Source organism: Acinetobacter sp. ANC 3813 (assembly GCF_002135435.1).
Lineage (GTDB): Bacteria > Pseudomonadota > Gammaproteobacteria > Pseudomonadales > Moraxellaceae > Acinetobacter.
The window spans coordinates 215,876-230,370 of record NZ_NEGK01000005.1; the positions used below are offsets into that span (position 1 = coordinate 215,876).

10 protein-coding genes and 4 tRNA genes are annotated in these 14,495 nt (G+C 46.1%); 7 read left to right on the forward strand and 7 right to left on the reverse strand.

Annotated elements, in window-relative coordinates; all coding sequences use genetic code 11:
* Positions 1-2: 2 nt before the first annotated feature.
* The 4 genes from B9T34_RS09785 to B9T34_RS09800 form a co-directional block, all read right to left on the reverse strand.
* Positions 3-899 (reverse strand): acetaldehyde dehydrogenase (acetylating), encoded by an 897-nt coding sequence (locus B9T34_RS09785; protein WP_086212972.1) that lies wholly within the window; start codon positions 897-899, stop codon positions 3-5.
* Positions 900-935: 36 nt separating this feature from the next.
* Positions 936-1,733 carry a fumarylacetoacetate hydrolase family protein gene (locus tag B9T34_RS09790; protein ID WP_086212973.1) on the reverse strand — a complete coding sequence of 266 codons (798 nt, stop codon included), beginning with the start codon at positions 1,731-1,733 and terminating at the stop codon, positions 936-938.
* A 506-nt stretch (positions 1,734-2,239) separates the two neighbouring features.
* Positions 2,240-2,908 carry an HAD-IA family hydrolase gene (locus B9T34_RS09795; protein ID WP_086212974.1) on the reverse strand — a complete coding sequence of 223 codons (669 nt, stop codon included), beginning with the start codon at positions 2,906-2,908 and terminating at the stop codon, positions 2,240-2,242.
* A 96-nt stretch (positions 2,909-3,004) separates the two neighbouring features.
* Positions 3,005-3,964, reverse strand: a complete 960-nt coding sequence (locus B9T34_RS09800) for an RluA family pseudouridine synthase (RefSeq protein WP_086212975.1) — start codon at positions 3,962-3,964, stop codon at positions 3,005-3,007.
* Between the two features lie 758 nt (positions 3,965-4,722).
* Here B9T34_RS09800 and B9T34_RS09810 point away from each other — a divergent pair.
* From B9T34_RS09810 to B9T34_RS09835, 6 genes are all read left to right on the forward strand, one after another.
* Positions 4,723-8,058, forward strand: coding sequence for an Rne/Rng family ribonuclease (locus B9T34_RS09810; RefSeq protein ID WP_086212976.1), 3,336 nt, complete (start codon positions 4,723-4,725; stop codon positions 8,056-8,058).
* Positions 8,059-8,240: 182 nt separating this feature from the next.
* A complete protein-coding gene (locus B9T34_RS09815; RefSeq protein WP_086212977.1) occupies positions 8,241-10,082 on the forward strand; it encodes a long-chain-acyl-CoA synthetase in 1,842 nt (613 codons plus the stop codon).
* Between the two features lie 131 nt (positions 10,083-10,213).
* Positions 10,214-10,289, forward strand: a tRNA-Lys gene (locus B9T34_RS09820).
* A 20-nt stretch (positions 10,290-10,309) separates the two neighbouring features.
* Positions 10,310-10,385, forward strand: a tRNA-Lys gene (locus B9T34_RS09825).
* A 48-nt stretch (positions 10,386-10,433) separates the two neighbouring features.
* A tRNA-Lys gene (locus tag B9T34_RS09830) sits at positions 10,434-10,509 on the forward strand.
* Between the two features lie 259 nt (positions 10,510-10,768).
* Positions 10,769-10,844: transfer RNA gene (locus B9T34_RS09835), tRNA-Lys, on the forward strand.
* Positions 10,845-10,950: 106 nt separating this feature from the next.
* On the opposite strand, the gene B9T34_RS09840 is transcribed toward B9T34_RS09835, so the two are convergent.
* Entirely contained in the window at positions 10,951-11,607 is a 657-nt protein-coding gene (locus B9T34_RS09840; RefSeq protein WP_228147436.1) for a hypothetical protein, read from the reverse strand.
* 333 nt (positions 11,608-11,940) lie between these two features.
* Here B9T34_RS09840 and B9T34_RS09845 point away from each other — a divergent pair, with 333 nt between their 5' ends.
* Positions 11,941-12,201: a PspC domain-containing protein gene (locus B9T34_RS09845; protein ID WP_086212979.1), complete on the forward strand. Its 261-nt coding sequence runs from the start codon at positions 11,941-11,943 to the stop codon at positions 12,199-12,201.
* A gap of 74 nt (positions 12,202-12,275) precedes the next feature.
* On the opposite strand, the gene B9T34_RS09850 is transcribed toward B9T34_RS09845, so the two are convergent.
* A complete protein-coding gene (locus B9T34_RS09850) occupies positions 12,276-13,391 on the reverse strand; it encodes an HPP family protein (RefSeq protein WP_086212980.1) in 1,116 nt (371 codons plus the stop codon).
* Between the two features lie 224 nt (positions 13,392-13,615).
* Positions 13,616-14,413, reverse strand: coding sequence for a transglutaminase-like domain-containing protein (locus B9T34_RS09860; RefSeq protein ID WP_086212982.1), 798 nt, complete (start codon positions 14,411-14,413; stop codon positions 13,616-13,618).
* Positions 14,414-14,495: the final 82 nt, after the last annotated feature.

Here is a 14,495-nt window from a genome sequence, read left to right on the forward strand (position 1 = left end):
CCTTAAGCTTCAGCTTTTGCAAAAACGTGTTCTGCAAACATTTCTGCGGTACGCGCAGCTGCTGCAGTCATAATGTCAAGGTTGCCTGCGTATTTCGGCAGGAAATCACCTAAACCTTCTACTTCTAGGTAGATAGACACACGGTTACCATCAAAAACAGGACCGTTTACAAGCTTGTAGCCCGGTACATATTTTTGAACTTCTTTAATCATCGCGTGCACAGATTCTGTAATCGCGGCTTGATCCGGCTCACCTTCAACCAGGCAGTGAACAGTATCACGCATCATCAATGGCGGCTCAGCCGGATTGATAATGATGATTGCTTTACCTTGTTTCGCGCCGCCCACTTTCTCAATTGCACCCGCAGTTGTACGCGTGAATTCGTCAATGTTCTTACGCGTGCCCGGACCTACAGATTTAGTCGATACCGTTGCAATGATTTCACCGTATTCAACAGGCTGAACGCGAGAAACTGCAGCAACCATAGGAATCGTTGCCTGACCGCCACATGTCACCATGTTTACGTTTGGCACTTCGCCAGCAGTAAGCAATGCTTCAAGGTTTACAGGCGGTACGCAGAATGGACCAATAGCCGCTGGTGTTAAGTCAATCATTAACACGCCAAGCTCGTTCAGCTTGCGGCTGTTTTCAGCATGTACATAAGCTGAAGTTGCATCAAATGCAATTTTGATGTCATCTGCAATCACGTGAGGAAGTAAACCGTCAACGCCTTCTGCAGTTGTTTTCAAACCCATTTTAGCAGCGCGGGCAAGACCTTCAGAAGTCGGGTCAATACCCACCATCCAAACTGGCTCTAACCATTCGCTGCGTTGAAGTTTGTAAAGCAAATCAGTACCAATATTACCTGGACCGATCATTGCACATTTAATCTTTTTCATTAACGTACTCTCTAAAAATTCTGATCAGGCTGGGTCTTATTCAGCAGCGAAAGCAGCTGTTACAGAACCAAAACCTTCAATTTCAACAACGAATTCATCGCCTGGGTTTGCTACAACCATTGGGCCTAATGCGCCAGTTAAAATAATGTCGCCAGCAAGCAAAGGACGGCCGCGGCGCACCATTTCATCCGCCAGCCAAACAGCTGCATTCAATGGATTGGCCAAGCACGCTTTGCCTACACCTTGAGAAACCACTTCACCCGCACGGGTCATGGTCATTTTGCAATTTACAAGGTCAAGGTTTTCAAGTTTTACTGGACGCGAACCCAACACATATGCTGCAGAAGATGCATTATCCGCTACAGTGTCAATCAGGCTGATTTTCCAATTTGCGATACGGCTATCCACAACTTCAACAGCAGGCAGCGCGTATTCTGTTGCGCTGATAATGTCTGCATAAGTGTGTTTTTCTTGCGTTAAATCTTTATTAATGATCAGCGCGATTTCCGCTTCAACTTTAGGCTGAATCAATAGGCCGGCAGGAATTGCTTCACCGTCGCCATATGCCATATCTGCAAACAGCATGCCGAAGTCAGGTGAATCTACGCCCAATTGCTTTTGTACCGCAATCGACGTTAAACCAATTTTACGGCCTGTTAAACGGCGGCCTTCTTTCAATGCACGCGCAGTATTTACTTCTTGCACCGCATAAGCGATATCCACATCAGCGTTTTCGCCGCCTAACTCTGGACGGATTGGCGCAACCGCAGTTTTAGATAATTCAGCGTTGCGTAAAGCCTGCGCAACTGATTCAACAACAGCAGAATTCGACATCAATGTTTCCTTAAACTGCAAAAAATGGATTTATACTGCCCATGCTGCCTAAAAAACGTTCTAAACAGAAGACGTTTTTTCCATTAAATCACGCGGAATCAATAGATGCTGCAGGCGGGCGCGTATATGTATAAACGGGTTTAGAATCGGGATTTTAGGGCCTGAATGCCAATACTTATTTTATTTAGGGCAATAGCTAATTCCTATAAATTAGCTTGGTTTTATTTTATAAAAACAGCCACCTAGAAATCATTCATTCAAAACAGCCAAATAAAACCTTTCACACTAAATTGCATTCCCTGCAAAAAACCGCTGCCCTACGACTAAAAGATTAGAGCGTTTGCTGTTTTAAAATACAATATATGATTTTACATCTATGTTCAATTTTTTACATTTATTTTAATTTTGATCATTTCAGTATAAATATTTCAAGTTTTTCGACCTGTTTAAAGCGCGGACTTTAAGCCGCCTTAGCAGCTTAAAACAGCTTTACACATTGCTTTTTCTTAAACCGCTTGACGTAAAACAGCCTGCTGCAATAAAAAATCCTGCAGCGCACTGACAGTATCCGCAATATATAAGGGCTGAAAATGATTAAGCGTCGTTACACTATGTACGCCATAACTCACACCTACCCGCGGCATGGCAATATTCTGCGCCATTTCCAAGTCATACGAGGTATCACCCACCATAATGGCCCGCTCAGCATGGATCGAAGTTTCCGCTAAAATTTCAGCCAGCATGAGTGGATCAGGTTTAGAACGGGTTTCACTGGCTGCGCGTGTCGCAATAAATAGATTTTGGCTCTGCGTCTGCTGAAGCACTCGATCCAGCCCTTTACGGCTTTTTCCTGTCGCCACTGCCAGTTTCAAACCTGCGTCCGCCAGCGAAGACAGCATGTCCGCCACACCGTCAAACCACGCATCCTCAGCTGAATTTGCCACATAATGATCTGCATAGCATTGTAAAATTTCACGATGCAGTTCAGGCACCTGTGGAAATAAACGCTGCGCAACTTCAGGCAGCCCCAAACCAATACTGCCTTTGGCATCGTCATAGCTTAAAGGCTGATTAAACCGCCCTGCAGCAAACTGTAAACTCGCAACAATTTGCCCCACGGAATTATAAAGTGTTCCGTCCCAGTCAAATATGATGAGTTCTACAGGGTTGTTCATAGGTCATTCCAATATTTTATTCGGCTTTAAAGACATACTATCCCCTCTCCTTTCAGGAGAGGGTTAGGGACAGGTAATCTGCTGTTAATTTAGAACTTAATCTTCAGAATCCTGAACAGCCGGCTTATCCGCTTTTTGCGCACGCAGCTGCGCGACCAGACTTTGCATGTCTTCCGGCAATGGCGCTTCGATCACTGCATAACCTGGAATTTCCAAACGCATAGCATGCAGGCACAGGCGGCGCGGTTTCGGGCCTTTATAATCCGTTTCGTGGCCATATTTATCATCGCCCACCAGCGGATGGCCAATGCTGAGGCCATGCACACGGATCTGATGCGTACGTCCTGACAGCGGCGAAGCATACACCAACGTAGCGTGCATAAAGCGCTCCTGTACATTCCACTGCGTTCGAGATTCTTTTCCGTCTTTAGACACTCGAACGCGGCGTTCGCCATTGGCCAGCTCATAGCGCAGCAAAGGCTGATCAATCAGCTGCTTATCCAAGCTGACTTGACCTTTAACGACAGCCGCATAGGTTTTTTGAATTTTATGCTCACGCAGCATGTCCTGCAGGCTTTTCAGCACGCTGCGTTTTTTCGAGATCATCACCAAGCCGGAAGTATCACGGTCAATACGGTGAATCAGCTCTAGGTATTTTTTGCCCGTTGCAGCGCGCAAGCCTTCAATCAGGCCATAGGCCACACCGCTGCCGCCATGCACAGCAATGCCAGACGGCTTATTCACCACCATCAGGCCTTCATCTTCATAGACCACACGGCTAAGTAGGCTCTGCGCCACTTTATCAGATACAGGCGCCTCTTCTTTTTGTTCGTAGCGGATTGGCGCTACACGGACTTGGTCGCCAATATTCAATTTGGTTTCCGCTTTTACACGCTTTTTATTCACGCGCACTTGGCTTTCACGGATTAAACGGTAAATGCGGCTTTTTGGCACACCTTTTAAACGGCTAAACAGGAAATTATCAATACGCTGACCGGCTTGATGCTCATCCACTTCAAACCAAGTGACGCTTTGCCATTGCTGTGTAGAATTCATACAGTTACTGTGACCTAAAAAAATACCGAAATTGATTAAAAACTGATCATTTAGGCTATGCTTTACACAAGAAACATAAGCTTAGCCCATAGGCAGATGATGCAAGGTTTGATATAGTCAGCGCACGGAAACCATCGTAAGTGAGTAAAAGTAGGTTAGTTTCAGATTTTCTGAATACAGCCAAACGCTATAGCACTCACATTAAACGGGAAGGTCCCCAAAGAATTATGCCGACGCCGAAGGCTTATTATATCGGCAAAACTGCAAGCTGTTGCGTTTAATTGCATCTAATAAGATGCAAAAGCAGCTTGCCCCAAAAAAATATGATGCCAACTTGCTTGGCTTTTAAACGTAAACTGATACACATCAGATTAGTCGCACCCTGATGCCGCATTCAGGCTACAGCGCTTGATGCATTGGATCTGCACAGTTTGCAAAGGTACGATGATAATTCCGTATCAAGACATCTTCATTACATATGAAGAGATGATCTTCGAGCAATGTGACAGTGAAAGTTACTCACATCCAATGCACCGCTTGTCCGCCAGTGAATGGCTCAGGTGACTTTAATCGTTTAAAGATTGAAGCCGTATTGCCATCATCAATACGTGAATCACAAACCGAAGCCCATCAAAAAAGGCCGGTAAAAGCTCAGAACACAATATGTTTTTGCAGTCTGAGCAGTTGATCCATGATGTCTGATGTCTGCTGCGTGTATAGCGATGCTTTGCTGTGTATCACTATTAGGTGTTACACCCATGAAACGTATGTTGATTAATGCAACACATGCCGAAGAAATTCGCGTTGCACTTGTCACTGGTCAGCGTCTTTACGATTTCGACTTAGAGAATCGTACCCGTGAACAAAAAAAATCGAATATCTATAAAGGCCACGTGACTCGCGTAGAGCCTTCATTAGAAGCTGTCTTTGTAGAATATGGCGCTGGCCGTCAAGGCTTCCTGTCTATGCGGGAAATTGCCAATTCATATTTCAAAGCCGATCCTCGCCAAACTTCCAATATCCGTGAATTGATCACTGAAGGCACTGAGCTTTTGGTTCAAGTGGAAAAAGAAGAACGCGGCAATAAAGGTGCGGCTTTATCTACATTTATCTCGCTGGCTGGCCGTTATTTAGTTTTAATGCCAAATAACCCGAAAGGCGGCGGCATCAGCCGTCAGATTTCAGGTTCAGTTCGTGACGAGCTGAAAGAAATGCTGGCATCTTTAAGCGTGCCTCGCGGCATGAGCGTGATTGTCCGCACTGCAGGCATCGGCCGTTCTCAAGAAGAGCTTCAGCTGGATCTGCAGCACTTGCTGGACCTTTGGGGACAAATCCAAAGCACTGCAAGCTCTGGCCCATCTCCTATGCTGGTGCATCAAGAAGCTGGCGTAGTGACGCGCGCAATCCGCGACTACCTGCGTGACGATGTTGCTGAAATCCTGATTGACTCAGAGCAGGCGTATAACGAAGCGTATAACTTTGTTAAAGCTGTAATGCCGCGTCAAATTGACAAGCTGAAAACCTATACTTTAAATGAGCCTTTGTTTGCTCATTTCGGTGTCGAAAGCCAAATTCAAACTGCTTACGAACGTGAAGTTAAACTTCCTTCTGGCGGATCGATCGTGATCGACCAAACTGAAGCTTTGGTGTCCATCGACATCAACTCTGCAAAATCTACCCGCGGTCATGACGTTGAAGAAACAGCGCTCAATACCAACCTGGAAGCAGCAGAAGAAATTGCCCGCCAATTGCGTTTACGCGACATCGGCGGCTTGGTTGTGATCGACTTTATCGACATGACCAAAGACCGCAATCAGCGCATGGTTGAAGCGAAACTTCGTGAAGCGACTCAAAGCGACCGCGCGCGCATTCAATTTGGCCAGCTGTCACGCTTTGGGTTAATGGAAATGAGCCGTCAGCGCTTACGCCCTTCTCTTGAAGAAGCGACTGGCTATGTTTGCCCGCGCTGTCATGGCACAGGCATGGTTCGCGACCTGCGTTCTTTATCACTTTCCATTATGCGTAAAGTAGAAGAGATTGCACTTCGTGAGCGTCATGGCGAAGTTCAAGTTGAAGTGCCGGTCGAAATCGCCGCATTCTTATTGAATGAAAAGCGCCACAGCTTGGTTTACCTTGAGCAAACCTCTAATGTGCGTGTGACTGTATTGCCTCACCCGCATTTAGAAACACCGCATTACGAAATTTCGTACAATCCAGAAGGCTTTGCGCCAACAAGTTACGAGCGTACAGAAGCAACACGCTCTAGCGAAAAAGAACTGGGCTATGAATCTGCTGAATGGCATTTAGAAGGTGATCAGCCGGCTCAAGCCCCTGCTCAGCCTCAAGATAAAGGCCAGAGAAAGCACAACAACAATAAGCATACAGCGGCAGCAGCGCCTCAGCAGCAAGCCGTTCAAGCTGCGCCTGCGCAAGCTTCGGCAAGCCCATGCGCATGGCTAGAAAATCTGTTTGTTCAAAAACAGGCAGCAACTGTTGACCAATCACGCACTGCAAACAACGCAGCTGCAGCCATTGAACAAATGGTGAATGGCGGTGCAGTCAGCCGCGGTCAAATGGGTCAAGTTTCAGCAGCGCCAGCGCCTGCTGCGATTGCTCCTGCAAACAATGCTTATTTGACGCCGTCTACTGTTGCGCAAAAAGCAGACAGCCGTGATGCAGATAAACCTGCAGAAAAAGACGAAAAAGCGCCTCGCCAAAATAACGGCAACAAAAAGCCGCAGCGCAATAAGCACAAAGAGCCGCGTGAACAAGCGCCTCAAGACAATGTAAGCCAAGTGCATGAGGAAGTTGTTCAGGTATCACGCCAAGAACAGCGCCAAGAAGCGCGTGACAATAAACGCAATTCACGCCGCCAGCACAGCAATGAGCCGCAGCAGCAAGATGTTCAGAACAACGAACAGCAGCAAAATGCTGTACCGCGTCGCGACCGCAACAGCCAGCGTCCAAACCGCCCAAATCGCCACCGCGATCAAAGCGTATTGAATGAACAGGCTACTGCACCGCAAGAAGCTCCTGCTGCACAAGCTGCACCGTCACGCCAGCCGAAAGTTGAAACGATTGACGCGCCGCGTCAAGAGATCATGCCGACTGCTTTGGTTGTTAACGTTGATCAAGCGCAAAGTGAAATCATTGCCTTGGCATCTGAAGCACAGCCACAGCCTGCAGCAGCGCCAGTGAAAACTGAAAAACCTGCTAAAGCTCATGCACCAGCAGCTCAGGAAGCGAAAGCGCCTGCAGCAACCCCTGTTCAAAAACAGGAAGAGCAGAAGCCTCAAGAGTCAGTGAAGCGCGCCAGCAATGATCCGCGCCAGCGCCGCCGCCAGCAGCGTGCAGCGCAAGCTCAACAAACTGCAGCGCCAAAAGTTGCACCGTCTCAAGTGCCAACGCTGGGTCAATACACAGTAAGCAGCTTGATTAAGCATGTGTATGGCGAAGACTGCTCTGTACTGATTGAGCAATTTGGCTTAATTCCAACATTCAACCGTGCATTGCAAAAATTCACGGAAGAATATGCAGCCACTTTAATTGCTCCTGCAGCTGAAGCGCCTGTAGAGAAAAAGCCAGTCACTCGTGATGTTGAAATTGCGAAAGCGGCGCCTCAAGCAGAACCTGCGCCAGTCTTAGACTTAACGCCGCCAAAACCTGTGTCAGAAAGCCGTGTTGCCAATGACCCGCGTGAACGCCGCCGTTTAGCAAAACAAGCGTTGGAACAGGCGAAGAAAGCACATGCTGAAGAGCCTAAAACAGAAGTTCCAGCAGAAACCGCTGCTGAAACTATTGCAGCAACACCTGTACAGGAAAATGAACCTACAGTTCAAACTGAAGTCACTGCCCCTGTACAAGCAGAATTGCCTGTAGAAGCAGAACAGCCTGCAGCAACTGTGGAAGCAGAGCAGCCAGAAGTGGCTGCGGAAGCTACAGAAACTGCAACTGAAGCTCAAACACCTGAAAATACGGAAAATTCTGAAGAAGATTCTGCAGAGCAGGCCAAAGCTGAAGGTGATAAACCTGCCCGCCCGCGCCGTCCGCGCGGCCGTCCGCCGAAAAAAACCAACACTGCATCTGAGTCATAATTCGCTCAATTGCATGTGATTAAAAAAATCCAGTCATTTCGGTGACTGGATTTTTTTTGATACTTTTGTCAGATTAGGTTGATTGCACTAGAACGAAACGATTAAAAACCAGTATGCAATCAATGCAATTTTTTTGCACAGAAAGACACCGCATTGGACGGCGAAAAATAAATAGGATTATCATGAGTCAAACTAAACAACACGACCTCATTGGAATTGCTGATGTTGCAGCGAAACTGCCTGGATTTATCAGTAAAGTGCCAAACCTGTTAAGTGGTCTTAAACAAGCCTATTTACGCACCCCAAATACCTCTGCAGGCTTAGGCATCGCTTTTGAAAGAGCCGTGCACCGCAATCCAAATGGCAACGCCCTGCTGTTTGAAGACCAGAAATACACCTATAACCAGCTTAATGCATGGGCCAACCAAATAGCGCATTATTACCTGTCTATTGGCGCGCAAAAAGGCGATGTCATTGCAGTCATCATTGAGAACCGCGCCGAGCTGGTCGCCACCATTGTGGCTTTGGCCAAGATTGGCGTGACTGCAGCGCTGGTCAATACCGCCCAAACCGGCAAAGTGCTGGTGCACAGTGTGAATCTTGTTAAACCTATTGCGCTGATTGCTGGAGAGGAATGCCGTGCAGCTGTAGATGAAATCCGCAATGATTTAAATTTACCTGCCGAGCGCTTTCATTGGTTTGCAGACCAAGCCACCCGCCAAGATGCTGGCAATGCACCGCAAGGCTTTGGCAACTTAGCGAAGCTCATTCAAGATTTCCCTTCGTTCAACCCTGCAACTACACAAAGCGTAAAGGGTAAAGACGGGCTGTTTTATATTTACACTTCAGGCACCACCGGCTTACCCAAAGCCGTGATTTTTACCAACAGCCGCTGGACGCTGGCTTATGGTACATATGGCCACGTGCTGAATTTAAATGAAAAAGACGTAATGTACGTGACTTTGCCGCTGTATCACGCGACAGGTACTGTGGTGTGCTGGTGCGGCGTGATTGCAGGCGCTTCAACCTTAGCGCTGCGCCGCAAATTTTCTACATCCTCTTTCTGGAAAGATGTGCAGAAGTTTGATGCTTCCGCCATTGGCTATGTCGGCGAACTGTGCCGCTATTTAATGGATGCGCCAGCGTCGCCTTTAGAAAAAGGCCACCGTGTGACAAAGATGATCGGCAACGGCATGCGCCCGAATATTTGGGACAAATTCAAAGAACGCTTTGGCGTAGAAGAAGTCCTTGAGCTGTATGCATCGAGCGAAGGCAATGTCGGTTTCAGCAATGTCTTCAACTTTGACAATACCGTAGGCTTCTCTCCAACGCCATTTGCCATCATTCAGTTTGATAAAGACAAAAATGAACCTGTCCGCGATAAAAAAGGCTGGTGCATTAAAGTGAAAAAAGGCGAAGTCGGCTTGCTGGTCGGTAAAATTACCCGCCGCTCACCATTTGACGGCTATACCGATGCAGAAAAAAACAAATCCGTCATCATCAAAGACATGTTTAAAAAAGGTGATTCATACTTCAATACGGGCGATTTGGTACGTGACATTGGTTTCCGCCATGCGCAGTTTGTTGACCGTTTAGGCGATACTTTCCGCTGGAAAGGTGAAAACGTATCGACCACCGAAGTCGAAAACATCGTCAGTGAATACAGTAAAATTGCTGAAGCAGTGGTATACGGCGTAGAAATCCCAAATACCAATGGCCGCGCAGGCATGGCTGCCATTACTCTGGGCGATCATGAAATGCTGAATGAGGCAGACTGCAAACAGATGGCTGCCGAATTTAAAAAGAACTTGCCTGCATATGCAGTGCCTGTATTCCTGCGCGTTCAGAAAAAAGTCGAAACCACAGGTACCTTTAAATACCAAAAGAATAAGCTAAAAGAACAGGCCTTTGATCCAAGCAAAACGGATGAGCGCATTTTGATCTTACTGCCAAGCACAGATGCTTATTGTGATCTGACAGCGGATATTTATGCCAGCATTCAAGCCTATCAATACCGTTTCTAAGCTGAACAATTGCCTGTTTTATCAATAAGACAGGCAATTTTGTTGTATTTATAATCAAACAAAAGCAAGTTTATGTTTTTTTACTTGCGCTAAAATGAGATCTTGCTACAATACGCTCCATCAAGAGAGATGGGTCGTTAGCTCAGTTGGTAGAGCAGTAGACTTTTAATCTATTGGTCCCGCGTTCGAGTCGCGGACGACCCACCATTTTCTCTGATATCCTTGATGGGTCGTTAGCTCAGTTGGTAGAGCAGTAGACTTTTAATCTATTGGTCCCGCGTTCGAGTCGCGGACGACCCACCATCTTTCTAAAGCGCCAGTTTTAGAATACAATTTAGAAATACCCCCTAAGGGTCGTTAGCTCAGTTGGTAGAGCAGTAGACTTTTAATCTATTGGTCCCGCGTTCGAGTCGCGGACGACCCACCATTCTTTCTTAGGGCTTCTTTCTTCCAGCATGCGAAGAAGATGAAACCTGCAAGTTCCGACCAAGACAAGCCAATACCCTCTGGTTTTGATTCGCCATTCTCGTTGTTTGCTATACCAATGTTGCGAAATATTATTCTTGTCTTGCTAGATTAAGTATTTGACCTGAAAAAATTTAGATGACAAATATTCCCTCGTATTCAAAACTACGCGCTTCGCTTGTCTTGCAAAAATTTTAAAATGTTATTTTTAAATTTTCTCAGGGTTGTTAGCTCAGCTGGTAGAGCAGTAGACTCTTAATCTATTGGTCGTGGGTTCGAACCCCACACAACCCACCAAATTTATTGGATGGTTATAATTTAATCTCTTAATTTAAGCTTTTAAATAGTCCTGCAAAATGGCTTTCTTCCAATCACCTCGCTCTAACTATTTGTTTTTTAATTTTTATTTATTTTTCAGTTTTTCATCTTCAGCGCGAGTCAGCACATACGCTTTGGCCGGCTTTGGATAGCCATTTTTAAACATCTCTTTATTTGCGCCAACCGTATCATTACTAATACGCGCCACGTCCATCACCAAATGATTTTTACCCTGAATATGGTAATAGAAAATCACGCCTTCTTTTCTATGCACAATAATTTCATGATTGGCTTCATCCAGCGACCACATATCTTTTCTATAGGTGGTATTGCCCTCTTGCGTGACTGGCTTGTCTGCAAAAATTTTTCCGTAATGAATGATGCTGCGGTGCACCGTGCCATCTGGCAATAAATTTAAAATAAATTCCGCCGTTCCTTCCTTGCAAGGAATAAAACCGTCATCACAGGGAATGCTGGCATGGTAACGGCCGGCATATACTTTGGCTTGTTCTGGAAGTGGGTTGTCTAAGTTCAGCTGCTGTGTCGCCAAAGTCGCCTGTCCTGCAACTTCAGTTAAACGCTGGCCATGCACAGCCGCTTCTGAAACAGGCGCCTCACTGACTTTGGCCGCCGATGCCGCGTCTGATGCTGGGGCTTTTTGAGCCTCCGCTGATTCGGGCGGCTGACTGCAGCCTGCAAGCAGCCCGCCTGCACACAGCGCAACCCAATTTATAGCGTCCATAAAATTCTTTTTTACAGCATAATCCATCATTTACCGTTACCGCTTAGGTCTTTGACCGCCAAAGAACTGTATCTTGATTGTTTAAACAGCGATATTATCTGTTATATACCGCTATTCATAAAACATATTCCTATATCTCATTATTATCTTTAAAAACATGCAGCGCTGCTGCGGACAGCATTTTAATAAGCTCTGCCTGCATTTTTAATCTGGCTTTACATATTTTTACTTTTTTTTGGCATTTCACCCTTTAAAAGGCGGGATGCATCACCATTTTATTTTCAAGAGGCAAATATTTTGACTCTGCCCTATTTTGATTTTAAGGAGACTTAAATGGCCAATGTTGGTTTATACCGCTCTAACCGCTCGAATATGATTGCGGGTGTAATGGGCGGTATTGCTGAACGTTTTGGTTGGAATGTGACCTTGCTGCGCGTTATTTTTGTGATCATTTCTTGCATGAGCGCGGCATTTCCAGGGATTTTGGTTTATCTCATTCTATGGCTGGTCATGCCAAAGCAAAATCCAGCGCAGATGAACATGGCGGGGTATAAAAACCCTGTGCGCACTGTAAATGATGATCCCTTAAGTTAATTGGATCTGACTATCCCTTAGACCTATTTTGGTCGCTGCAGTACTTCCCCAAAATACTGCAGCTTTTTTTTTGCCTACAGTTTTTGTCCGCTTTGCATTTGAATCAGCTGCTGATTGAGCGCCGCAATCATATCTGCACGGCTAATCATACCAATCAAACGCTGCTGTTCGACGACAGGAATATAATTAAAAGAGCGTTCGACAAAATAAGGCACTAAATCTTGAATGGGATGATCTGGCTGCACCGTCACCACTTGATGATCCATAATTTGATAGACATGCTCTTCCCATGACGCTTTCGGATCTGCAGCGCGTTTAAACCACTCCACCACATCAGACAGCGCCAGAGTGCCCACCAAACGCTCTAAGTCTGTGACCACAGGCAGACTCATTAAATTGACCTGCTTAAATTTTTCCAGCGCAGACTGAATGTCATCTTCTGCACGCAGCGAAATTACATGCTGCGTCATAATGTCACGGCAGCTGAATGTATTGACCGCACGGGCATTGGCCAGCACCTGCGCATCCAAAATAATCTTTTGCAGATCGTATTGGCTAATATCCAACAGCTGAGTTTGCTGTGCGAGCGCATGCTGAATATCTGCAGGCTGAATCGTGACTTTTTGCGTGGGTGTTGGCTCTGCACTGCGGCTGTTCAGCTGTGCTTTTTGCGGATAGGTTTTACCCATAGCGCGGTTATATGCAATTGCGGCAAACATGAGTAATAACGAGTTCAGCATAACGGGATAGAGAACAAAGAAGTAGCCCAAATCACGTACCGCAGGCCCGCCTAAAACGGCAGTAATCGCCACTGCTCCACTGGGCGGATGCAATGAGTCTGTAGTCATCATCAGGATAATGGCCAGCGCCACGGCAACACTGAATGCTTCTGTCAAATTTGGAATAAACAGTGCGCAAGTCACGCCAATCACCCCTGCTACACTATTGCCCACCACCATATTCCACGGCTGAGCCAAAGGACTGGCAGGTACAGCAAATAGCAGTACTGATGACGCGCCCATTGGAGCAATATACCAAGCGTTGAGATCTCCCAAAGCCAGCCAGCTAATAAAGGAAGACAAGGTTAAACCAATAAATGCGCCTAAGCCGCAGAGCAAGCGCTCCTTGAGCGGCAGTACTTTAAAGTTGGGTTTAAGCTTGTAGAGCCAGTCAGCTTTGACATTAAACACGGTTTACCTGATTTGTTGTTTTGAGAGCTGCTGCAATTATAGATTGAAGCATTTTATAAGGTATATTTATTTTATATGTTTTAAGCATAAAGAATATAGTTAGACAGATTGCCCGCCATTTCCACGGATCAAAGCTGAGATCAGAGCACACATCTATTTCCCGCTGATCTCTAAAAGCAATGCACTGGCGTTTAAGCTGCATTTTTCAGCTCTAAGCCTCAGGCCTACGCACTTTGATAACTAATCCTCGGTTCAATCTGCAGCAATTCCAAGTCTCCATAAAAGGTTGCGAATGCCACACCTCCAGCATCAACACCGGTTGCGATACGGATCAGGTTTTCGGTGGGCGCCAAGCGAGTCGGATCAAATACCCTCCAGCCGCCCTCCAAATATGCTTCAAATACAGCATGAAAGTCGGGGTTAAAATTTTCGATCTTGACGTAGCCCACCACAATGCGTGCAGGAATTCCCAGCGCGCGGCATAAGGCGATCCCTAAATGCGCAAAATCCCGACATACGCCTGCACGCTGAATTAAGGTATCGGTTGCCGTAGTGAATTGATTTGAACTTCCCGAAATATAGGCAATATTATTAAAAATCCACTGTTCAATCGCTTTAACCCGCGCATAGCCCGCTTCTATCCATGCAAAAGAGCGCATTGCCATATTTTCTAACTGGTCAGAATTACAATACCGGCTGGCCAAAAGATAAGGCAATACCGCATCAGGAATATCTCGAATGGCCACTTCACCGCAGGATTGCAGGTGTATGGCTATATCATGGCGTTCAACCGTGGCCTGATAATGCACTTCAAAAAACTCACAAGGCGCTGTGTGTAATCGAATATGGCGGTTGTGATGCACAGGGTCCTGAAATTCATGCCAAGCCGCAGAAGAGGTAATACACAACTGTTCAGCTAAAATGGTTTGATTCGGACTGTACGCTGCATGAATCAAAAAAATAATTTCAGTGGGCTGAATAATTTTGTAAGTTAAATGACAATCAATTTGACAGGTTGTCATAGCATTCCTATTGGTGACCGTCTGATAACATGCCGAAAGCTTAAACGGATATGATGAGTTGCTCATGTTCAAAACATGAGCA

Coding starts and splice junctions, on each gene's coding strand:
- B9T34_RS09810 (WP_086212976.1), top strand. CDS start 4,723: ATGAAACGTATGTTGATTAATGCAACACATGCCGAAGAAATTCGCGTT.
- B9T34_RS09840 (WP_228147436.1), bottom strand. CDS start 11,607: ATGGACGCTATAAATTGGGTTGCGCTGTGTGCAGGCGGGCTGCTTGCA.
- B9T34_RS09790 (WP_086212973.1), bottom strand. CDS start 1,733: ATGTCGAATTCTGCTGTTGTTGAATCAGTTGCGCAGGCTTTACGCAAC.
- B9T34_RS09800 (WP_086212975.1), bottom strand. CDS start 3,964: ATGAATTCTACACAGCAATGGCAAAGCGTCACTTGGTTTGAAGTGGAT.
- B9T34_RS09815 (WP_086212977.1), top strand. CDS start 8,241: ATGAGTCAAACTAAACAACACGACCTCATTGGAATTGCTGATGTTGCA.
- B9T34_RS09845 (WP_086212979.1), top strand. CDS start 11,941: ATGGCCAATGTTGGTTTATACCGCTCTAACCGCTCGAATATGATTGCG.
- B9T34_RS09785 (WP_086212972.1), bottom strand. CDS start 899: ATGAAAAAGATTAAATGTGCAATGATCGGTCCAGGTAATATTGGTACT.
- B9T34_RS09860 (WP_086212982.1), bottom strand. CDS start 14,413: ATGACAACCTGTCAAATTGATTGTCATTTAACTTACAAAATTATTCAG.
- B9T34_RS09795 (WP_086212974.1), bottom strand. CDS start 2,908: ATGAACAACCCTGTAGAACTCATCATATTTGACTGGGACGGAACACTT.